We start from the raw sequence: 21,867 nt of genomic DNA on the forward strand, positions 1-21,867 counted from the left end.
GATGAAAGCTTTAACAACATATCAGAACTTCTACTTCGTAGGAATCGGCGGCATCGGAATGAGTGGTTTGGCGCGTTATTTCAATGCGTCGGGAAAAACCGTTCTGGGTTATGATAAAATGCACACCAAGCTGACAAAAGCTTTGGTGGAAGAAGGAATTGATATTCAGTTCGAAGATCTTGTTAATGATAAAATCAAGAATTTAACACCGGAAAACACTTTGGTGATTTTTACACCGGCAATTAAAAAACTGGATATTCTCACTTATTTTAATGATCAAAAATTCGATGTTTTAAAAAGAGCAAAAGTGCTCGGAATGATTACCGAAAACACCGATTGTATCGCGATTGCAGGAACGCATGGAAAAACCACAACCTCTTCTTTGGTCGCTCATTTGTGCGAAGAAGCAAACCTTCCTTTCTCGTGCTTTTTAGGCGGAATAGCCGAAAACTTTAAATCTAATTTTCATTTTAATGGAAAAGACATATCCGTTGTTGAAGCTGATGAATACGACAGAAGTTTCCTAACGCTCTCTCCGGATTGGGCCGTGATTACGTCCACAGATGCCGATCATTTGGATATTTACGGTGACAATGCCACCATTCAAAAAGGATTTCAGGATTTTGCAGATTTGATTCCGGAAAGTCAGCAACTTTTTGTCCGAAAAGGAATTCAGATTGGGCGCGACGCAAAAACGTATGCGGTGAATGAAGAGGCTGATTATTACTCCGATAACATCAGAGAAATCGGCGATAAAATACATTTTGATTTCCACACTCCGACTGAGGAGTTTGATGATTTTGTATGGGAAATTCCGGGAATTCACAATGTTGAAAATGCTACGGCTGCGATTGCTTTGTTAAATAATTTCGGCGTCGATTTCGAAACTTTAAAAAAAGGAATTGCAAGTTTTAAAGGAATTAAAAGACGTTACACCAAACATAATTTCGAAAGCGGAAAGATTTATATTGACGATTATGCCCATCATCCAACGGAATTGAATGCCGTAATCGGTTCCATTAAAACTTTTTATCCGAAGAAGAAATTATTGGTGGTTTTTCAGCCGCATCTCTTCAGCAGAACAAAAGATTTCGCTGACGGATTCGCAGAAAGTTTAGATAAAGCTGACGAATTAATCCTTCTCGATATCTATCCGGCAAGAGAATTACAGGAAAACTTTGAAGGCATCACTTCAAAATGGTTATTAGAAAAAGTAAAATCAGAAAAAAAGGAAGTTTCCACTTTGGACGACGCCTTTGCTAAAATAAAAGAAAAAGACTTCGATGTATTGTTAACCGTAGGTGCCGGAAGTATCGACACTTTGTATGACGGAATTGTAGAATGGCTCTCCGATAAATAATGAAAAACAAATTCAGAATATTAAAAATTTTTGTTACCGTAATCCTGTTTGGGTTTCTGCTGAGTTTCTCGCTGAAAAGATTCAACGAAAAACCGATGGAAAAAGTCACCGTAAAATTGACGACAACCAAAGATCCGGTTTATTTCATCGATGAAAAAGACATCAAGGAATTGGTGAAAAAATCTAATCCTACAAAAAAAATCGGCGACATTAATATTCCTGATTTAGAAAAAAAATTAAACCAACTCCCGGAGGTTGACAGCGCAAATGTTTATCTGAACCTGAATGGAAACTTAAACCTGGATATCAAGCAACGGGTGCCGGCTTTCCGGCTGAAGAAAGATGACCGCGATTTTTATGTCGATGAAAAAGGGGTCGAATTCCCGATTTCAAAAAATTATTCGTTCCCATGTATGTTGGTTACAGGAAATGTAAAACAGTCGGAATATGTAAAGCTGGCCGAACTCATCGCAAAAATTAACCGTGATGATTTCAGCAGAAACTATTTCATCGGTATTTCTAAAAAGAAAGAAAATTATGAATTATTGACCAGCGAAGGAAATTTCAAAGTTGAAATTGGTGACTTAGAAAAGATAGACCTGAAGGTAAAAGGATTTAAAGCTTTTGTAGAAAAATATCTGATTCATCAGCAGCCAGAAAAATATACGAAAGTTTCTTTGAAATACGATAACCAGATTGTAACAACGCTGAATCCCAATTTTCAAGAAAATGACAGCATAATTGCAGTTGGCAAAAAGGAACTGGCAAAGTTGCCGGTTATTAATCAGAAAAAAATAGATGCTCAAAAAACAGCAGCTAAAACAAATTCTAATTAATGGCAAGAAAGAACAGTAAAACAGAAAGTCACAGAATGACAATCTAAAGAGTAAAAAATAAGAAAACAGAGGATGCAAATCCTTGAAACGATAAAAAATCAAATCGACATATAATGGAAAATCACGAGTATTCAGTAGGCCTCGACATCGGTACCACCAAGATTGTGGCCATTGTCGGACGACGAAACGCCCACGGAAAAATTGAAGTTCTTGGCGTAGGAACGGCAAAAAGTTTAGGCGTTCACAAAGGTATTGTCAACAATATCTCCCAAACTATTCAGTCCATCAAAGCAGCGGTAGCGCAGGCCCAATCAAGTTCTGGCGTACCGATTCAAAAAGTAACTGTCGGGATTGCAGGCAAACATATTCGTTCGCTGCAGCATTCAGATTATATTATGCGGGAAAACCCGGATCAATATATTACGGATGACGATATCGATAAATTAAAAGACCAAGTGAAACAGTTGGTGATGCTGCCTGGTGAAGAAATCATTCATGTACTTCCTCAGGAATACAAAGTGGATTCTCAGGGAGAAATCCAGGAACCGGTCGGAATGCACGGAACCCGTCTCGAGGCAAACTTTCATGTCGTAGTTGGTCAGATGGGAAGCATCAGAAATATCGCCAGATGCGTTCGCGAGGCAGGTTTAGAAATGGAAGCACTGACTCTTGAACCTTTAGCCTCTTCTGAAGCTGTTTTAACCAAAGAAGAAAAAGAAGCCGGAGTGGCAATCGTAGACATCGGTGGAGGAACGACAGATATCGCTATTTTTAAAGATAATATTATTCGCCACACTTGCGTCATTCCTTATGGTGGCGGAATTATTACCGATGATATTAAAGAAGGCTGTTCAATTATTGAAAAGCATGCAGAAAAACTGAAAGTGAATTTTGGTTCCGCAGTTCCGGATTTAGAGAAAGATACTACTTTTGTTACCATCCCAGGATTACACGGCAGACCCGATAAAGAAATTTCCTTAAAAACTTTAGCACAAATCGTGAGCGCCAGAGTAGAAGAAATTTTAGAAATGGTGAATACAGAATTAAAAGCATACGGCGCTTTTGAACAAAAGAAAAAATTAATCGCGGGCATCGTTTTAACCGGAGGCGGTTCTAATCTCCGTCATCTGCGACAGTTGGCCAATTATACTACCGGTTTCGACAGCAGAATTGGTTTTGCCAATGAATATGTGACCAACGATAAAAGCCAGCATTTAAAAGGACCGGAATATGCAACTGCCATTGGTCTGTTAATGGAAAGTCTGAAAATCCGCGACAAGAAAACTGCTCCCGAAAATGTTGAAGAGAAAGTTGAAGTTGCAGCCACACCAAGCGCCAAGTTAACCGCAGATGAAATCTTAAATCAGGACGAATTTATTATTAAAGAGGCTTTTGTGGAACAGGCAGCAGAAAAACGACGGAACAAACTGACTATCGGACAAAAAATAATGGAAAGCGTAAAAAAATTCTTTGAAGAAGTTGAATAACTAAAAAAACCAAGACTATGGAAAATATAAACACCCCTGGATTTTCATTTGATCTACCAAAAGGAAATTCATCAATAATTAAAGTAATCGGCGTAGGCGGCGGCGGAAACAATGCACTGAAACACATGTACGAACGTGGAATCTATGGTGTCGATTTCGTAATCTGTAACACCGATTCACAAACCTTAGATAACAATCCTGTTGCGAACAAAGTGCAGTTGGGATTAACCATCACCGAAGGACTGGGCGCAGGAGCTGATCCCGAAGTTGGTGAAAAAGCAGCGATCGAAAGTATCGAAGATATTAAAGCGGCTATGGGACAGAATACCAAAATGGTTTTCATTACTGCCGGAATGGGCGGTGGTACCGGAACCGGTGCTGCTCCTGTTATTGCAAAAGTGGCCAAAGATATGGGAATCCTTACCGTGGGAATCGTCACCGTACCTTTTAGTTTTGAAGGAAAAAGAAGACTGGATCAGGCAGAATTAGGTTTGGACAAACTAAGAAATAATGTGGATTCACTGATTGTCATTAATAATGATAAATTACGTCAGCAGTTTGGTAACCTGGGTTTTAAATCAGGATTCTCCAAAGCGGATGAAGTGTTAACCAACGCTGCAAAGGGAATGGCAGAAGTTATTACCGGATATTTCGATGTGAATATCGACTTCCGTGATGCGAAATCTGTCCTGGCAAATTCCGGAACGGCCCTAATGTCAAACGGTGTTGCTTCCGGTGAAAACAAAGCGGAAGAAGCCGTGAAAAAAGCATTAGACTCCCCATTATTAAACGACAATAAAATTACCGGAGCGAAAAATGTACTGTTGCTCATCAGAAGTGGTTCTGAAGAAGTAACCATGGACGAAATCGGTGTAATTATGGACCATATCCAACAAGAAGCCGGACATACTGCAGATATTATTTTCGGAGTTGGAACTGATGAAGAATTAGGAGATGCGGTCAGCGTATTGGTTATTGCGACTGGATTTTCCAAAGACCATCAAAAAAAATCAGGCGTCACAGAAAAGGTGAAGTTTACTTTGGCAGATTCTATGGAACCGGCAAAGAAAAGAGAAACCGCTTTTAAAGCTACTCCGGAAAATCAGCAGGCACCAACAGGTTATCCGTCTTCTAAAAATCTGTTTATTTTAGATGATGAAGATGATTTCCCTTCCAATGAATTTCAGGTAAAAACAGTTGAGCAAAGCAGAGTGACCGAAAAAGAAACTCCGACCGAAATCAATCGTTTTGTGGATGACAATCATCCTTCACAAAGCTTTCATCAAGAAGAAGAAACGCCGGAATTTGATCTTTTCTCTTACGATGATGATCTCACCGAAGAGCCGCTTTCACAATCTTTCAGTTTTGAAACTGAACATAAAAAACCGCAAAAACCAGTTGAAAGACGAAACCCATTTGACGAAGAAAAGCCAATGGAATTCAGTTTTTTCGTAAACGAACCGATTGAGGAGCCAAAAGTTGAAACACCGCAACCCAAAGCAATCATCAAGGAAGAACCGGTTCAAAGATCAGAACCTAAGGTGGAAGAAAAGATTGTAGAGCAAAAAACAGTAGAGAAACCGATTTTAGAAGTTCAGGAAGATTTTACTTTCATTAATAAAACTACAAACAGTGATAAAGTTTTAGAAAGAAGGAATAAGTTGAAGGAATTCAATTCAAGATATCAGAACTTCGAACCGGAAAATGATTTTGAGAGCATCCCTGCTTTCCGCAGAAAAAACATTTCAATCGGACAGGAAAATGCTTCGGCACAAAAAATCAGTAATTTCCTGACCGAAAGTGACGGAAAAATGCAGGTTAGAGAAAACCGTTTTTTAAATAAAGACGTAGATTAATAATTTAATGTAACAATGTATTGGTTCACCAATATGACAAATTGGGAAAAAGGCGTCACAAAATAGTAAATTGATACATTGTTTCATTGTTACATTATAAAAAAATATGAGTTTAGAAATCATCATCAGCGACGCGATTAAAGACGCGATGCGCGCAAAAGATAAAGTTGCTCTGGACGCTTTGCGTGCAGTAAAATCCCAAATCCTGTTGTTGAAAACAGAAGCAAAAGGAGCGGAAGTTTCTGCCGAGCAGGAAATTGCAATTTTACAAAGAATGATAAAGCAGCGCAAAGATTCTTATGACCAGTTTATGGCACAAAACAGAGGCGATCTTGCCGAAGTTGAAGAAGCACAGAGCAAAGTCATTGAGGAGTATTTGCCGCAGCAAATGACCAGCGAAGAACTGGAGGCAGCGATAAAAGAAATCATCGCAGAAACCGGCGCAGCCAGCGCCAAAGATTTAGGAAAAGTAATGGGAATGGCAAGTAAATCTCTTGCCGGAAAGAGCGATGGAAAAAGTATTTCCGAGATGGCGAAAAAATTACTTTCTTAAGGTACAGTTAGGATATTCAACCTTTGCATATCGATTTGATTGAAACCCGGAGCATTTATGTTTCGGGTTTTTTGCGGACAAAAAGTCGTACTTTAGAAGATGGAATGGTTTTGATGAAAATACAATTGAAGCAGTCTGATTAATAATACTTAAATTTGCAAATCAGAACAGTTCTAAATAAAAGTACAATTTAAAAAAAATACAATATGTATCCAGAAGATTTAGTAATGCCAATGAAGCATGAGCTAACCGATAAAGGGTTCCAAGACTTAACCTCTGCCGAAGCAGTAAACCAAGCGATTAAAAAAGAAGGTACAACGTTATTAATGGTCAACTCCGTTTGTGGTTGTGCTGCAGGTGCAGCAAGACCAGGCGCGGTTTTTTCTCTTACAGGAGATAAAAAACCTGACCATCTTGTTACCGTGTTCGCTGGTTACGATAAAGAAGCAGTTGAGGAAGCACGTAAGTTTTTGGCACCATTCCCGCCAAGCTCCCCATGTATTGCTCTTTTCAAAGACGGTGAATTGGTTCACATGTTAGAAAGACACCACATCGAAGGAAATCCTGCCGGAGCGATCGCTGCGAATTTACAGGGAGCTTACCAAGAATATTGCTAAACTAAAGTTTTAGTTAATAAATTCCGCTTAATTATAAGCGGAATTTATTTTGTCATCCTCTGCATAATATCATTTCGCAGAAAAATATTATATTTGTCCTTATGGCGACGAAAGCACTTTTCAATACGGTGGTTAATTGGTTTATACGACAGCGGATTGACCAGATTCAGAAATTCATGGATAATCCCATTGAAACTCAAAATGGAGTGCTCTTCTCCCAACTGTATTATGCCGAAAATACCGATTACGGGAAAATCCACGGCTTCAGTTCTATTTCAACGTATCGGGACTTTACGACTAATGTTCCAATCGTTACTTACGAAGATTTCGAACCGTACATTGAGCAGGCAAGACAAGGCAAAAGAGATGTTTTCTGGCCGGGTTTGGTAAAAAACTTTGCCAAATCTTCGGGAACAACCAATGCCAAAAGCAAATTCATTCCTATTACCGATGAGAGTTTAGAATTATGCCACATGAAAGCAGGCAAAGACCTCATCTCTATTTACGCCAACAATCACCCGGATAATCAACTCTTTACCAATAAAAATCTCCGTTTAGGCGGAAGCGCGGATTTCTACGAAAACTTCAATACCAAATTCGGAGATCTTTCTGCCATTTTAATAGACAATCTTCCGTTTTGGGTAGAGATTACGACCACGCCGAGCAAAAAAGTGTCGCTGATGTCGGAATGGGAAACCAAATTAAACGCCATCGTTTCTGAAGTGACCAATGAAGATGTAGGAAGTCTGACCGGCGTACCAAGTTGGATGATGGTTTTGTTGCAAAGGATTTTAAAAGAAACCGGTAAAGAAAACATTTCCGCATTATGGCCGAATCTGGAAGTCTTTTTCCACGGCGGAATCAGTTTCAAACCTTACCGCGAACAGTACAAAAAGATCATTGGAAAAGACATTAATTACTACGAAATTTATAATGCTTCAGAAGGATTCTTTGCCATTCAGGATCAGTACGGAAGCGAAGAAATGCTGCTCATGTTGGATTACGGGATTTTCTATGAATTTATTCCAATGGATCAGTTCGACCCGGAAAATTTGCAGGCAATTCCTTTAGAGGAAGTAGAAATCGGCAAAAATTACGCGATAGTTATTACCACGAACAGCGGACTTTGGCGATATTTAATTGGCGATACCGTTCGGTTCACGTCATTGCAGCCTTTCAGGATTAAAGTTTCCGGAAGAACTAAACATTACATCAATGCTTTTGGGGAAGAACTGATGATCGACAATGTAGAAACGGCACTTTCAAAAGCATGTGAAGCAACAGACTCCTCAATTCTGGATTTTACCGGCGCCCCGGTTTTTATGCAGCAGGGCGAAAGTGGCGCACACGAATGGATTTTCGAATTCACCCAACAGCCTGCTGATTTAGAAAGATTCAGCGAAGTTTTCGATAATCATTTAAAATCCGTAAACTCAGATTACGAAGCGAAAAGGTATAACAATATAACGTTGAAAAAACCGATTATTCACGTTGCCAAACCTCATCTTTTCTACAACTGGATGTCTGAAAGAGGAAAACTCGGCGGCCAGAACAAAGTCCCGCGGTTGAGTAATGACCGCGAATATATCGAGCCGTTATTAAAGATGAATGAATAAAAAAATCTGCTGAATCAACAGCAGATTTTCTTATTTTTTTTTCAGATCTTCTTTTACCTTTCCGGCGCCTTTTTCTACTTTTTCAGCACCTCTGGCCGCGGCATCTTTTACGTCTTCGCCTGCTTTCTTCAGTTGATGAAGGCCTTTGTCTGCCGCAGCATCAATTTTATGTCCGGCTTCATCCAGTTTTTCCTTTGCCTGATCAACGGTCGCATTAATTTTTGCAGAATCAACGGTGGTAGAATGCTCACTTTCTGTCGTGGTAGTGGTTACCGTACCGTCAGGATTTTCTGTGGTTTCAACTTTTGTTTCTGACTTTTTACAGCTCATCAGTCCTAAAGAAATAACTGCCGCAATTAAAAAATAATTTTTCATAGTGTATGTACTTAATTGAATTTCAAATGTAAAACAAAATTACGGATTAACAGTCTCCTGCGTAACCTGTGGTTTTTCTTTAGATTTACCAAGGTCTGTTTTCTTTAGCGCTTCTGCCATTTTTTTCTCAGCATTCAATTTTTCTTCTTTTGCTTTTTTCAGCAGTTGCTCCTCTTCGTTCTTCATTTTAATCTGTTTTAAAGAATCCTGATATTTTACCGAAGATATTTTAATCTTTCTTGCAATATCAACAGATGTCGCCCCTTGCGAGAACGAATCGATGGCGATGGTGTCATAAGGCGGAACAGAGTTGCTTTCCTGCGGGATCACCTTTTGTCTGGCAGTTTCCTTTCCACAGGATATAAAGAATAAAAGAATTATAATAGATGAACTTCTCATTTTTTTAATCAATTTTAAATTCAGCAATAACCGGAAAATGATCCGAAAGTTTAACCGACCGATCGACGTGATAACTGATGGGTTTTATTTCTTTCGAGGTAAAGATATAATCAATTCTGATCGGGAATTTATAATCATGAAAACTGGTTGAACTTCCTCTTCCCACTTCTGCAAAAGCATCTTTCAAACCTCTACCCAACTCATAATATTCGTACGAATTAGGAACCGAATTAAAATCGCCTGCAAGAATGACCGGATAAGGAGAATCATCGATGGCTTTACGGATATCTACAATTTCCTTCTGATGTATTTTAAAGGTCGGCACCAATTTTTTGATAATGTCTTTTATTTTAGTTTTATTTTTCTGCAGATCTTCTACCGGTTTTACCATCTGTTTGTCAAAGGAAAAAGGATTCAGATACACATTGATCACCCGGATTATTTTACCGTTAAACTTAATATCTGCGAAAAAAGCGTTGCCGTTTCCGGTGGTGGCTATCTTTCCCTGTTTCACGATTTCGGTCTTTGAATTAAGAGCAACAATCTCGTATTTATCGCTTTGGTAGGGATAATTAGGGACGTTAAATTCACTTCCATATTCCTGACCAAAGATAATATCAGCATTGGTTTTTTCTAAATACTCACCGATCTTTTTATGCCCTCCTATCGCTCCGCCCTTAATATTCAAGGTAACAATTTTAAGATTTGGTTTTTCTGCAACTTTTTCGGTCCAGTTAACCCATCTTCGAATAGGCATGATAATCATTAATGTGATTGCGATGAAAAACAGCGCCCGTTTCTTCCACAGAAAAATCCAGAAAACACAAAGGATGATATTCAAAATCATCAATACTGGAAATGCTAAAGAAAGCAGATTTAAGTACGGAAATACTTTGGGTGAAACGTAACCGTTCAATACCGTCCCGCCCAGCAAAACAATGATGAAGAGATGAATGAGAATTAAACCAAACCTTAAAATTTTCACCAGTTCAATTTTAATTAATTCTGTACTGATTGTCTTTCCATCTCTTTGCCAGGAGATATCCGACGACGGCACCACCAATATGCGCAAAATGGGCAACTCCCGCCATCGATCCGCTGAATCCTAAATAGAGTGAAATTACAATGATTGCGGGTAATAAATATTTGGCTTTAATACCGAACGGAATAAACATAAAGTAAAGCTTGGAATCCGGAAACATGGTCGAAAACGCAGCAACAACACCAAAAATCGCACCCGAGGCGCCCATCATTGGAATAGCATAGATATCTGCTGGATTTGCGCCCTGGCTGAGCTCAAAATAATTCCAGCCACAGTTTAAAGCATACGCTCCGATACCGCTGGCAAAATAAAGAATAATGTATTTTCTGTCCCCTACAACCTGCTCCAAAACCGGTCCGAAACTCATTAATGTCAACATATTAAAAAGAATATGAGTAATCCCCATCCCGCTTTGCAACGGTGCATGCATAAACATGTGCGTAATGATCTGCCAAACCTTGAAATAAGGAGAAGCGATATAATACACCGAAAACATTTCATACAGTTTTGGAAACATAATGAAATTCGACGCCAAATAAAATATGACATTCAGAATGATGATGTTTTTGGTGATCGGTGTGAGTCTTGGAAACATAATTTAAAATTTATTTTTTAATTCATCTAATGGAACTTCGGTAAAACATCTTTTCCCCGATGGTAAATATTCTGGAAAACCCAGTGCTGTGAAATCTTTTATCACCTGTTCGGCATCCATTTTATATAAGAAATCAAAACGTGATTTGCTCTGGATTTTATTCCATTGGCTGTTATAAAAATCCAGGAATTCCTCTTCCGTCCGGTATTCTAATATTTCAAAAATATTTTCGAGGAATTTCATCACCTGGGTTTCCTTTAATCCTTGCGGCACCGCATCGATCCGCAACACATTATCATTCGCAATAATCATTTCAAAACCCAGTTCCGGAAGATACTTTTTGATGGACCGAAACTTATTTTTTTCCGTTTCATTCATATGATATTCCATCGAAAAAAGAAGCGTGTGTTTTTCAGTACTGCGTTTCTTTTTTGCATTTCTTTCACTCACGATCAGGCGGTGCATTCTGCCCAAGTCGAGCATTAATGTTTTTCCGTTCTTATTAAAAAGCCAATATCCATTCGGAAGACGCATTAAATCCTCATCGAAATCTTCTTCTTCAAATAAATTAATTTTCGAAGGTTCTGCCTGTATATTTTGCTGATACATTTCAGCCATCGCCACTTTTTCACCCGGCGAAACGGTTTCTTCCCGGAAAGGATTGTAATCACGGTCGACCACGATTTCAGGTGCTTTGAAACTTCCACTGGTTTTAGGCTGATTTAAAAAAGCATCCATTCCAGAATCACGTTCAAAATCCAAACTTGGCGAAACATTGTAAATCCCCAAAGATCGCTTGATCGTAGAACGGATCAGAGCGAAAATCAAATTATCGTCTTCAAATTTAACTTCCGTTTTTTGAGGATGAATGTTGACATCAACTTTCTGCGGATCCAGTTCCAGAAACAGGAAAAAAGTCGGAATATACCCCGGCAAAAGCAAACCTTCGAATGCTTCCTGAACCGCTTTATTAAAGTAAGGACTTCTGAAATACCTCCCATTAACAAAGAAAAACTGTTCGCCTCTTGTCTTTTTAGCGCCTTCCGGTTTTGCGACAAAACCGTTGAGTTGAATCCAGCCCAAATCTTCTTTAATAGGAATAAGAAGTGGTTGTAATTTTCGGCCAAAGACATCTACAATCCTCTGCAACAAACTGCCTTTGCGCAGTCTGAAAACAATATCATCATTGTGAAAAAGCTCGAAATCCAGGTTTTCGTGAGCCAAAGCAACCCTTTGAAATTCATCAATAATATGACGGAATTCGATATTGTTGTTTTTCAGAAATTTTCTTCTGGCAGGAACATTATAAAACAAATTCTTCACCGAAAAATTGGAACCTTCCGCTGTTTGAATAGGTTCCTGAAATTGGAATCCTCCACCTTCAATATAAATATTGGTGCCTATTTTAGCATCTTTGGTTTTGGTTTTCAACTCTACTTCTGCCACGGCGGCAATCGAAGCCAAAGCTTCACCACGAAAGCCTTTGGTAGAAATTCTAAAGATATCTTCGGTCGTACTGATCTTTGAAGTTGCGTGTCTTTCGAACGCCAGCCGCGCATCGGTTTCGCTCATGCCGCTTCCGTTATCTACAACTTGAATTAAGTTACGCCCGGCATCCCGAATAATCAGTTCTATTTTTGTGGCACCAGCGTCGATGGAATTTTCCACTAATTCTTTTACGATAGAAGCAGGCCGCTGCACCACTTCACCGGCGGCGATTTGGTTGGCAACATGATCTGGTAAAAGTTTTATAATATCCGACATTTTAATAAAAGGGTCTAATCTGTTTTTGGCAGTTATTCATTATTGCAACTGCATTATTTTTCATTAAATGAATTGCCGAGAAAGTCCGATGTTAAAAGAAATTCCCGTTCATTTTTTCAACGGGTAAAAATAGCGATTTATTTTTTGCTTCAAACAAAAATAACCCCTGGAAATTCCAGAGGTTTTAGGGCAAATTAAATTCAATTACGGTTTGCTCGCCAGAAAATATTCCGCCTCGCCTTTCCCCCAAGTCGGATCTAATGCTGATTTTGGTTGGTAAACTTTGAACTGGTCCAGTGATTTTTGAAATAATTCCAACCCTTTTGTTTTGCTGCCACCAAACTGTTCCGGCGTATAATAAGTATCTTCTGCTTTCAATAAAGTAATTCTGGGGTTTCCGGAATCCAGTTTTTCTGCTTTTCCTAAAGCATCTGCGCCCAACAATCCTTCGCTCATAAATCTCGACTGCGGGTCGACCATCATTTTTAAACCGTGAATCATTTTCTGTAAAATCAGGACTTCTGCATTATCTTTACTCAGTGAATATGCTTTGTCCAAAGATGTTTGTGCTTCTGCCGCAACCGCGTCCAGTTCTGAAAGTTTTCCCGCACGCATTAAATTTCTGCCTTTTTCAATCGAGGCATGAGCCGCGTAATAATAAGGTAGCCACAGTGTTTTTTCTTTATCACCGATTCTTACAAAATCATTTGAAACCGCAGTAAAATCTTCCGCCGTTTTAGATTGTTCTAATTTTGCTATTTTTTCAGTCATTACTTTTTCGAAAGTAGTTTGGGCAAAAAAGCTTGCTGAGCAAACGACAAGCATTATTAATACTAATTTTTTCATTGTTTTAAATTTTTGATGATTATGTTTTTGATAAGTCAAAGGTAATTGAGGTAAAAGCCGGATGAAAATTTTTCTCTCCGAAGGGTTCATTTTATTTTCTGAACCGTATTAAAGATTGTTATTTATTGCATCCTGCGTTCTGTCAATACCAAAATTGATGAAAGCTCCGATAAAAACAAAAGTACTGGCAGATGGTAAAACCGGTTTACTTCTTAAGCCGTCATTTGAAAATTGGTAGCCGTAAATATTCTTTTGTCCCAAAATATTATTCACAGACAATACCAATACTGTAAATACTTTAACTTCTTTTTTACCAAGATTTGGCAGATAATTCAAACTGAAATTCAAAGCATTAAAATCTTTTAATTTTCCTTGACTGTTCAAATAGTACTCTCCATTTTCTTGTGTTTGAAAATTATAAAACGGTCTTCCGGAAGCGTAAGAATAAGAAAGATTAAAACCGGTTTTCCAGTCGGTGACAAATTTTTTAGCCACGACAGAAAGTGTTTGTTTTGCCGCAAAATTGGGAAATAAACTTTGGTCATAATTCAGGAAATTACGCCTGGAATCCAGATAAGAATAGGAAATCCAGTAGTCGATATTTTTGATCGATTTTTTATCCCGCCAGAAAATTTCGAAACCTTTGGCAAAACCACTTCCGTTATTATTAATGGCAATTGGTCGATAATCTAAAACTTTTATTTTAATGAGATCGCTGTAATTTTTATAAAAAGCTTCGAGCCGAAAACTTCTTCCTTCTTCTGATTTTTGTATTTGTAAAATATAATGTTCCGCTTTTTGATAGTTTAAAGGACTGCTTCCAAAATATTTCTGCTCCGGATTTTGGTAGAAAATTCCATACGCTAAAGAACTAGTCCAGTTTTTTGAAATCCGATAAGCCATTGCTAATCTAGGAGCGAGATTCCATTGATTAATTTCAGATGAATATTCAGATCTTAATCCAACTTTTGCGGATAAATTATTACTGAATCCTAAATCAGTTTCAGCGAAAACGGAAGTAATCTGATCATTAGAAATATAAGCAGTTTGTGAAATTGCTACATCGGTTTTTTCTTTAGCTTGATTAAATTCAATTCCACCTCTGATTGCCGAAATTCTATTAATCTTTCTTTCTAAGGTTCCTTTCGCATTGAAATAATTCCCTTTAATCTCTATTGAATTTGGATTAATTTCTGCATTTTCATACGTATTGCTAAGGTGAATAAAACTGGAATTAAAAGTATAAGAACTTCCTAAATTCACCACATATTCGCCCAATTTCTGCCTGAAAGATAAGTTATGAAAAGTGTTTTTCCCTTTTAAAGAAGTCTGATCAAAATCGATATTCGGCTCTAAACTTTCTGCCTGTAATCCGATTGTATTGGTGTCAAAACTTCCGTAATATTTCAGGATTCCTCCTTTTTTATTTTTAAATCTAAAGTTGAAATTCGTCCCAAAACTTGCGGGAGCTTTGGTAAAATCATTATTGAATTTAATTAATTTCGTCATTAATCCCAGATTAGAATAAGAGCCAAAAACACCAAATGACTTCGATTTTTCTCCGTTTACATTTTGAAATCCCGCGGTTATAAATAGAGGAGAAATCCCTAAATCAATTGAATTCTTTTCCGGGAAATCGATACTTTCCAAGACCAAAACTGAAGATAATGCCTGTCCGTAAACGGCAGAATATCCGCCGCTGGAAAACACATTCCCTTTAAATAAAGAAGTATTTAACCGATCCATCGCTTTGATCCCGGGAACTGAATTTCCGAAAAAATTGTTGACTAAATTTCCATCCATAAAAAATTTAGTTTCCTCGCCCGTTCCGCCGCGGACAAATAAACCTTCGATCTCACCGATTTTCTGAACTCCGGGAAGCGTTTCCAAAGCGGCAGAAATTTGTCCGTTTGCACCCGCAGTGGTGTAAATATCAATTGGAGTAAGCAGTGCCGTCGCTCTTTTTTTATCACTCGCTTCAATGGAACCGGCAGAAATAACAACAGCATCGATTTCAGAAATCTGCTCTTTTAGATCAGAATTAACGGTAATATTTTCCATTCCGATCAGAATTGGTTTCTCAACTTCGACAAATTTAGAATTTGAAAAAACCAAGACCTGCGTTCCTTTTTCAGAGGTTTCAAAAGAATAGTTTCCATTTTCGTCAGTTGTTGCACCGTCGTACGTGCCTTTTAAAGTGACTGAAATATCTTTGACCCCTTTATTCTTAAAATTAATTTTCCCCGACACCGTAATCTGCGCATTGGAAAAAATGCCTGCTAAAAAAAACACAAGAAGGAGAACTTTAGAAATAATGAAAGGCTGCATGATGAGAATTTTATACCGCAAATCTATTACGGAATGGCTTTTGATGAAAATATAATCTACCGAATGGTTAAATTTGTAAACCGAATGGTATTTTAAATTATCTTTTAGCTTATTCAAAAACAATTATTTACATTAACCTCAAAATAAATATTATGAAAATCGCTTCATTTTCTATGTTGCTATGCAGCGCAATTGTTGCTGTATCCTGCACCACCACAAAGTCTTATGTCATCAATTCTAAAAGCGGAACCGCCACTCAGGGAACGGCTGCATTTTCTCAAACGGGTAAAAATGTGGAAATGGACCTGAATGTTTACAAATTAACTCCAGGGATCCACGCCGTACATATTCATGAAAAAGGAGACTGCTCGGCGGCGGACGGAAGTTCTGCAGGCGGACACTGGAATCCCACGGCAGAAAAACACGGAAAATGGGAACATGGCGAATTTCACATGGGCGACATCGGGAATCTGGTTGCCGACAAAGATGGAACTGCGAGACTGGTTTTCAAAACCGACAACTGGTGTTTGGGGTGTAAGGATGACACCAAAAATATCATCGGAAAATCAATCATCATTCATGCAGGTGCAGATGATTTTCATACCCAGCCGACGGGAAATGCAGGTGGCAGAGTTGGATGTATAGAAATTAAATAAATGCACAGTCTGCTTTTATTAAAATAAAAATCCGTCCTGTCAAAATAATGACAGGACGGATTTTTTTATAGGTTTACTGAAAAATTATTTTACAGTTGCTTTAGCTTTAACAGGTTCACCTTCTAAACCGTCTTTGGCTTCATTCAGTTTCAAGACTACCGTTCCGCCTTCGGTCAGCAGCTTGTTCACCAGCATTTCTGCCAACAGATCTTCGATGTATTTCTGGATGGCACGTTTTAAAGGTCTGGCTCCAAAGTCTTTGTCCCAGCCTTTTTCAGCGATAAATTCTTTGGCATCGTCTGTCAGTTCAACTTTATAGTTTAATTTTTCGAGACGGCTGTAGAGTTTAGCCAATTCCAGATCGATAATTTTAGAAATATCTTCTTTTTCTAGGTTATTAAAGATCACGATATCATCAATTCTATTTAAGAATTCAGGAGCAAAAGCTTTCTTCAGCGCATTTTCAATGGTGCTTCTGGCTCTTGCATCGGTATTTGATTTCTTCGCATTGGTTCCGAAACCGACTCCATCGCCGAAATCTTTTAAATCTCTGGTTCCAATATTAGAGGTTAAAATGATGATTGTATTTCTAAAGTCGATTTTTCTGCCTAAAGAATCGGTTACAAAACCTTCATCTAAAATCTGCAGCAAAATATTGAATACATCCGGATGGGCTTTTTCAATTTCATCTAAAAGCACCACTGCATAAGGTTTTCTGCGAACCGCTTCTGTCAACTGGCCGCCTTCTTCATAACCCACATATCCCGGAGGCGCACCTACCAATCGGGAAACTGCAAATTTCTCCATGTATTCACTCATGTCGATTCTGATTAAAGCTTCATCGGAATCAAAAAGTTCACGAGCCATTACTTTTGCGAGTTCTGTTTTACCAACACCGGTTGTTCCCAGGAAAATAAATGTTCCGATCGGACGGTTTGGATCTTTCAGTCCGGCTCTGTTTCTCTGGATGGCTTTGACCACTTTTTTCACCGCATCTGCCTGACCAATTACTTTTCCGCTAAGTATCGTTTCCATCTGTGCCAGTTTATCGAGTTCGTTTTTACCGACTTTGGTTACCGGAATCCCACTCATCATGGAAACCACCTCCGCGACACTTTCCTCGTCTACAATTTCTTTTTTCTCTTTGACATCTTTATCCCACTGTTCCTGAGCTGCATTTAATTCCATCTGCAAGCGTTCTTCTTCATCTTTTAGTTTTCGTGCTTCAAGGTAATCCTGCTTTTTAACTGCCGCCTGTTTCAGTTCTTTAATTTCTTCGATGCTTTTTTCGTGCTCGATGATTTCGGTAGGAACTTTCATATTTTTAATATACACTCTGGAACCTGCTTCATCCATCGCATCGATCGCTTTATCCGGCAAAAACCGGTCTGTAATATATCTCGCGGTTAAATTCACACAAGCCAGAATCGCCTCATCAGTATAAGTTACATTGTGGTGATCTTCGTATTTGTCTTTAATTTGATTTAAAATCTGTACGGTTTCCTCCACGGTAGTTGGTTCTACCATCACCTTTTGAAAACGTCTTTCTAAAGCACCATCTTTCTCGATATACTGTCTGTATTCGTCAAGAGTAGTGGCACCAATACATTGAATTTCGCCCCTTGCCAGCGCAGGTTTGAACATATTGGAAGCATCTAAACTTCCGGTTGAACTTCCCGCTCCGACAATCGTGTGCAATTCATCGATAAACAAAATGACATCCCGGTTTTTTTCCAGTTCGGTCATGATGGCTTTCATTCTTTCTTCGAACTGACCACGGTATTTTGTTCCCGCAACTAAACTTGCCAGATCCAAAGTAATCACGCGTTTTCCGTAAAGAACACGGGAAACTTTCTTCTGTTGAATCCGTAAAGCTAGACCTTCCGCTATTGCTGATTTACCAACACCAGGCTCCCCTATTAAAAGAGGATTATTCTTTTTCCGTCTCGATAAAATCTGTGAAACTCTTTCGATTTCTTTTTCACGACCGATTACCGGATCCAGTTTTCCTTCCCGGGCAAGCGTAGTAAGATCTCTTCCGAAATTATCCAAAGTGGGTGTTTTGCTTTTGCCGGTGCCAATATTGCCGGTAGGCCTTCTCATTTGACCGAATTCCTCCCGTTCTTCGTCATCGTCGTAAGCGCTCATTTTAGGACTTTGTCCCGAGTTTTTCAACATCGTCTGATATTCCTTGGTCACTCTTTCATAATCGATATCGTACGAACTTAAAATACTGGTCGTAGGATCCTCTGATTTATAAAGAATACCGAGTAACAAATGAACGGTATTCACTTCAGAACTTTGGTACTGCCTGCATTCTAACTCAGACCTTTTCACCGCTTGGTCAGCCATTTTGGTAAAAGATATCTTTTCACTTTCTGCAGAAAATGGGTTTAAGCTGGCCACGGACATGGTTTCGATTTTTCTTTTGATTTGAGTTAAATCGGCTCCCAAATTATTCATGATTTCTTTGGCAGAGTTGTCTGTTTTAATCATTCCTAAAATGAAATGCTCTGTATTAAGAAACTCGCTGTGCAAGCGTCTTGCTTCGTCTTTACTGTGTTTGAAAACTTGGTTCAAACCGTTTGAAAATTGACTATCCATATTATTGTTTCTCGTCTGTTAATTGAAGATAGATAAAAATCTTTAAATTCTATATGTAAGTTACAAATTCTTTACCAAAATCAATTCAAGACTAAATGGCAGAAATGATTTTCTCATTTCAGTGAAAATCATTACGTTTGTCTCTCAAAAAAGAATACTATGACTCCCGAAATTACCAATTACATCGGTTACGCTGCCTCTTTTTTTATCGTTTTGAGTTTTGCGCTGAAGGACATCAAGAAAATCAGAATTATCAATCTTATCGGTTGTGTCCTGTTTGTATTATATGGTATTTACAGCAATTATCTATGGCCGATTATTATTCCCAACGCTGTGCTTTGCGCTATTCAGGCTTATCATCTGGTGAAAAAATCGTAAATACGCATTATGAAAGTTATTGTTTCAGCATTTAGCAGTTTGTATACCGACCAAAGAATTGAAAAGGTGTGCGAAACTTTGCATAAAAATGGATATGAAGTACTGTTAATAGGGAATGATTGGGGAGGCGCAGGAGCAATGCACCGTCCTTATAAGTTCCTTCGGATAAAACATTTTTCATCTTCGTTAAAAACCGCCTACGCCGAATTTAACTGGAAACTTTATAAAGAACTTAAAAAGAATGCCGATAAAAACACCATCCTTCTCGCCAATGATTTGGATGCGCTGTTGCCCAATACACTGATTTCTAAAAAATTAAATATTCCACTACTATTTGACAGTCATGAAATCTTTACTGAAATGCCTGCCATTCAAGGTAAATTTTCGCAAAAAATATGGAGATTTTTAGAGCAAAAACTGGTGCCCAACATCAAATATATGATGACGGAAAGTTACAGCTATGCAGAATGGTTCGCTGATCAATATGGCGTAAATCCTGTGGTTGTAAGAAATATTCCAAGGCGAATTTCAGAGCCATTTGATATCCCGAAAAATAATCCAAAAATCCTGCTCTATCAAGGAATTATTAACCAGTCGAGGGGAATTTCTCAAGCTATTTTAGCAACTAAACATTTAGACAATGTTATTTTTAAAATTGCTGGCGACGGTCCAAAAAGAGCGGAATACGAAGCGCTTGTAAAAAAAGAGGGATTGGAAAATAAAGTTGAGTTTTTAGGAAAGTTAATTCCAACTGAACTTAGAAAACTTACGAAAACGGCGGATGTCGCTTTAAGCATTGAAGAAAACGGTGGCGTCAGTTATCTTTATTCATTACCTAATAAAGTTTCCGATTGTATTCAGGCAAGGGTTCCATTGGTTTTAATCAATTTTCCAGAAATGATGCGGGTCTATAATGAGTTTAAAGTGGGAGAAATTGTTGAAAATCACGATCCACTCAACCTTGCCGAAAAAATAAAAACAGTTATTGAAAAAGGACGGGAATTCTATCAGCCTGAATTGGAAAGAGCTGCACAGGAGCTGTGTTGGGAAAAGGAAGAACCCAAAATCCTCGCCTTATTCAGACAGGTTGTTGAAGAAAATTTCTAAGACCGAATTTCTTATCTTTGCACAAATTGAACTGAGCAATGACCATCAAAGAAAAACAGCAGGAAACCGTAGACGCATTTGCGTTTATGGAAGATTGGGAACAGAAATACGAGTACATTATCGATCTTGGGAAAGAACTGAAAGGACTGCCTGAGGAGAAGAAAACAGATGACAATTTAATTAAAGGCTGTCAGTCAAAAGTATGGATTGATGCAGAATTCAAAGAGGGAAAACTTTACTTCAATGCTGATTCCGACGGCATTTTACCCAAAGGAATCATTTCGCTTTTAGTCTCGATTTACAGCGGTCATACCACGCAGGAAATATTAGCGTCTGATTTTAAATTCATTGAAGAAATCGGACTGCAGGAATTCCTGTCACCGTCACGAGCCAACGGTTTGATGGCGATGACCAAACAAATTAAGTTTTACGCAGTCGCATTTCAATTAAAGTCTTGATCAGAATATTAGCATATCGTTTTTCTGCTTTCGGAGACGTCGCGATGACCGTTCCCGTTTTCACCGAGTTTCTTCAGCAGAATCCCGACGTAGAAGTGGTCATGGTTTCCAGGGACAACTTCAAAGATTTATTTGAAGGCATTCCTAATCTTATTTTCAGGGGAATTGATGTCGATGATTACAAAGGTTTTTTTGGGCTGAGAAAATTAGGCAGAACTTTATTAAAAGAATACAGACCTGATTATATTGCTGATTTACACGATGTTATCCGAACAAAAACCCTCGATTTATTTTTTATTAAAAATGGTTTTAAAGTCTTTAAAATCAACAAAGAGAAAGAAGAAAAGGAACATCTTACAGATATCTGGAATTTAGATAAGAAAAAGCTGAAACCGACCAGCGAACGGTATGCAGATGTCTTTCGTGCAATGAATTTCAAACTTGAACTTTCTCATCAATACTCACAGAAAAACATCACCAAAAAAGGAATTGGAATTGCACCTTTCGCCCAACACAAAGGAAAAATGCTCCCTTTAGAAAAAACCTTTGAGGTGGTAAAAATCCTTGCACAAAACCATAACGTCTATTTTTTTGGCGGTGGAAAAAATGAAATCACCATTCTCGACGGCTGGCAACGACAAATACCCAATACCGAAAATTTAGCAGGAAAACTGAATCTAAAAGAAGAATTACAAAAAATCGCAGAACTGGAGGTCATGATTTCAATGGATTCAGCCAATATGCATTTGGCAAGTTTAATGGGAACCCGATGCATTTCCGTTTGGGGTTCTACCCATCCTTACGCCGGATTTTTAGGCTACGGACAAAGTGAAAACGATATCGTTCAGGTAAAAGATTTAACCTGCAGACCCTGCTCTGTTTTTGGTGATAAAGAATGTTATCGCGGCGACTGGGCCTGTTTAGAAGAAATTAATATTCAGAGGATTATCAATCTGGTATAAAAAAAAATTCCTTTCAACTCAATGAAAG

20 protein-coding genes are annotated in these 21,867 nt (G+C 38.4%); 12 read left to right on the forward strand and 8 right to left on the reverse strand.

Translation table 11 applies throughout. The features are described 5' to 3' along the window. Nucleotide 1 precedes the first annotated feature (1 nt). The 7 genes from murC to QGN23_RS09810 all read left to right on the forward strand — a co-directional run bounded on the left by murC (nt 2) and on the right by QGN23_RS09810 (nt 8,325). Nucleotides 2–1,360 (forward strand): UDP-N-acetylmuramate--L-alanine ligase, encoded by a 1,359-nt coding sequence (gene murC / locus QGN23_RS09780; protein ID WP_282904129.1) that lies wholly within the window; start codon nt 2–4, stop codon nt 1,358–1,360. After that, complete coding sequence (locus QGN23_RS09785; RefSeq protein ID WP_282904130.1) at nt 1,360–2,196, forward strand: cell division protein FtsQ/DivIB; 837 nt, start codon at nt 1,360–1,362, stop codon at nt 2,194–2,196. Before murC ends, QGN23_RS09785 begins: the two co-directional genes overlap by 1 nt. Nucleotides 2,197–2,309: 113 nt before the next feature. After that, nucleotides 2,310–3,683: a cell division protein FtsA gene (ftsA, locus tag QGN23_RS09790; protein ID WP_282904131.1), complete on the forward strand. Its 1,374-nt coding sequence runs from the start codon at nt 2,310–2,312 to the stop codon at nt 3,681–3,683. Nucleotides 3,684–3,700: 17 nt separating this feature from the next. Beyond that, nucleotides 3,701–5,539: a cell division protein FtsZ gene (gene ftsZ / locus QGN23_RS09795; protein ID WP_282904132.1), complete on the forward strand. Its 1,839-nt coding sequence runs from the start codon at nt 3,701–3,703 to the stop codon at nt 5,537–5,539. Between the two features lie 106 nt (nt 5,540–5,645). Beyond that, entirely contained in the window at nt 5,646–6,092 is a 447-nt protein-coding gene (locus tag QGN23_RS09800) for a GatB/YqeY domain-containing protein (protein ID WP_282904133.1), read from the forward strand. A gap of 206 nt (nt 6,093–6,298) precedes the next feature. Further along, complete coding sequence (locus tag QGN23_RS09805) at nt 6,299–6,709, forward strand: BrxA/BrxB family bacilliredoxin (RefSeq protein WP_282904134.1); 411 nt, start codon at nt 6,299–6,301, stop codon at nt 6,707–6,709. Nucleotides 6,710–6,810: 101 nt separating this feature from the next. Then, nucleotides 6,811–8,325: a GH3 auxin-responsive promoter family protein gene (locus QGN23_RS09810; RefSeq protein ID WP_282904135.1), complete on the forward strand. Its 1,515-nt coding sequence runs from the start codon at nt 6,811–6,813 to the stop codon at nt 8,323–8,325. A 30-nt stretch (nt 8,326–8,355) separates the two neighbouring features. Here the strand turns inward: QGN23_RS09810 and QGN23_RS09815 are convergent, their stop codons facing one another. From QGN23_RS09815 to QGN23_RS09845, 7 genes are all read right to left on the reverse strand, one after another. Further along, entirely contained in the window at nt 8,356–8,700 is a 345-nt protein-coding gene (locus tag QGN23_RS09815; protein ID WP_282904136.1) for a hypothetical protein, read from the reverse strand. Between the two features lie 39 nt (nt 8,701–8,739). Then, complete coding sequence (locus tag QGN23_RS09820; RefSeq protein WP_282904137.1) at nt 8,740–9,099, reverse strand: hypothetical protein; 360 nt, start codon at nt 9,097–9,099, stop codon at nt 8,740–8,742. A gap of 4 nt (nt 9,100–9,103) precedes the next feature. Beyond that, nucleotides 9,104–10,084, reverse strand: a complete 981-nt coding sequence (locus QGN23_RS09825) for an endonuclease/exonuclease/phosphatase family protein (RefSeq protein WP_282904138.1) — start codon at nt 10,082–10,084, stop codon at nt 9,104–9,106. Between the two features lie 10 nt (nt 10,085–10,094). Continuing rightward, complete coding sequence (locus QGN23_RS09830; protein ID WP_282904139.1) at nt 10,095–10,736, reverse strand: rhomboid family intramembrane serine protease; 642 nt, start codon at nt 10,734–10,736, stop codon at nt 10,095–10,097. Between the two features lie 3 nt (nt 10,737–10,739). Beyond that, a complete protein-coding gene (mutL, locus tag QGN23_RS09835; protein WP_282904140.1) occupies nt 10,740–12,500 on the reverse strand; it encodes a DNA mismatch repair endonuclease MutL in 1,761 nt (586 codons plus the stop codon). A 204-nt stretch (nt 12,501–12,704) separates the two neighbouring features. Next, the gene (locus QGN23_RS09840; RefSeq protein WP_282904141.1) at nt 12,705–13,346 is read right to left on the reverse strand and encodes a hypothetical protein; all 642 of its coding nucleotides are present in this window, start codon (nt 13,344–13,346) and stop codon (nt 12,705–12,707) included. Nucleotides 13,347–13,454: 108 nt separating this feature from the next. Further along, entirely contained in the window at nt 13,455–15,791 is a 2,337-nt protein-coding gene (locus tag QGN23_RS09845) for a TonB-dependent receptor (protein WP_317622301.1), read from the reverse strand. Nucleotides 15,792–15,826: 35 nt separating this feature from the next. Between QGN23_RS09845 and QGN23_RS09850 the strand changes: the two genes are divergently transcribed. Continuing rightward, nucleotides 15,827–16,330, forward strand: coding sequence for a superoxide dismutase family protein (locus QGN23_RS09850; protein ID WP_282904142.1), 504 nt, complete (start codon nt 15,827–15,829; stop codon nt 16,328–16,330). A gap of 84 nt (nt 16,331–16,414) precedes the next feature. Here QGN23_RS09850 and QGN23_RS09855 read toward each other — a convergent pair whose 3' ends face one another. Continuing rightward, entirely contained in the window at nt 16,415–18,934 is a 2,520-nt protein-coding gene (locus tag QGN23_RS09855; RefSeq protein WP_282904143.1) for an ATP-dependent Clp protease ATP-binding subunit, read from the reverse strand. A gap of 159 nt (nt 18,935–19,093) precedes the next feature. Here QGN23_RS09855 and QGN23_RS09860 point away from each other — a divergent pair, with 159 nt between their 5' ends. The 4 genes from QGN23_RS09860 to QGN23_RS09875 are packed head-to-tail and all read left to right on the forward strand — an operon-like array spanning nt 19,094 to nt 21,839. Further along, nucleotides 19,094–19,312 carry a uroporphyrinogen decarboxylase gene (locus QGN23_RS09860; RefSeq protein WP_282904144.1) on the forward strand — a complete coding sequence of 73 codons (219 nt, stop codon included), beginning with the start codon at nt 19,094–19,096 and terminating at the stop codon, nt 19,310–19,312. Nucleotides 19,313–19,321: 9 nt separating this feature from the next. Continuing rightward, on the forward strand, nt 19,322–20,419 hold the full coding sequence (locus tag QGN23_RS09865) for a glycosyltransferase (protein WP_282904145.1): 1,098 nt from the start codon (nt 19,322–19,324) through the stop codon (nt 20,417–20,419). A gap of 38 nt (nt 20,420–20,457) precedes the next feature. Beyond that, nucleotides 20,458–20,877, forward strand: a complete 420-nt coding sequence (locus tag QGN23_RS09870; protein WP_282904146.1) for a SufE family protein — start codon at nt 20,458–20,460, stop codon at nt 20,875–20,877. Next, complete coding sequence (locus tag QGN23_RS09875) at nt 20,877–21,839, forward strand: glycosyltransferase family 9 protein (RefSeq protein WP_282906387.1); 963 nt, start codon at nt 20,877–20,879, stop codon at nt 21,837–21,839. Before QGN23_RS09870 ends, QGN23_RS09875 begins: the two co-directional genes overlap by 1 nt. Nucleotides 21,840–21,867 lie beyond the last annotated feature (28 nt).

Origin of the sequence: Chryseobacterium gotjawalense (assembly GCF_030012525.1) — a bacterium.
GTDB classification, from domain to species: Bacteria; Bacteroidota; Bacteroidia; order Flavobacteriales; family Weeksellaceae; genus Kaistella; species Kaistella gotjawalense.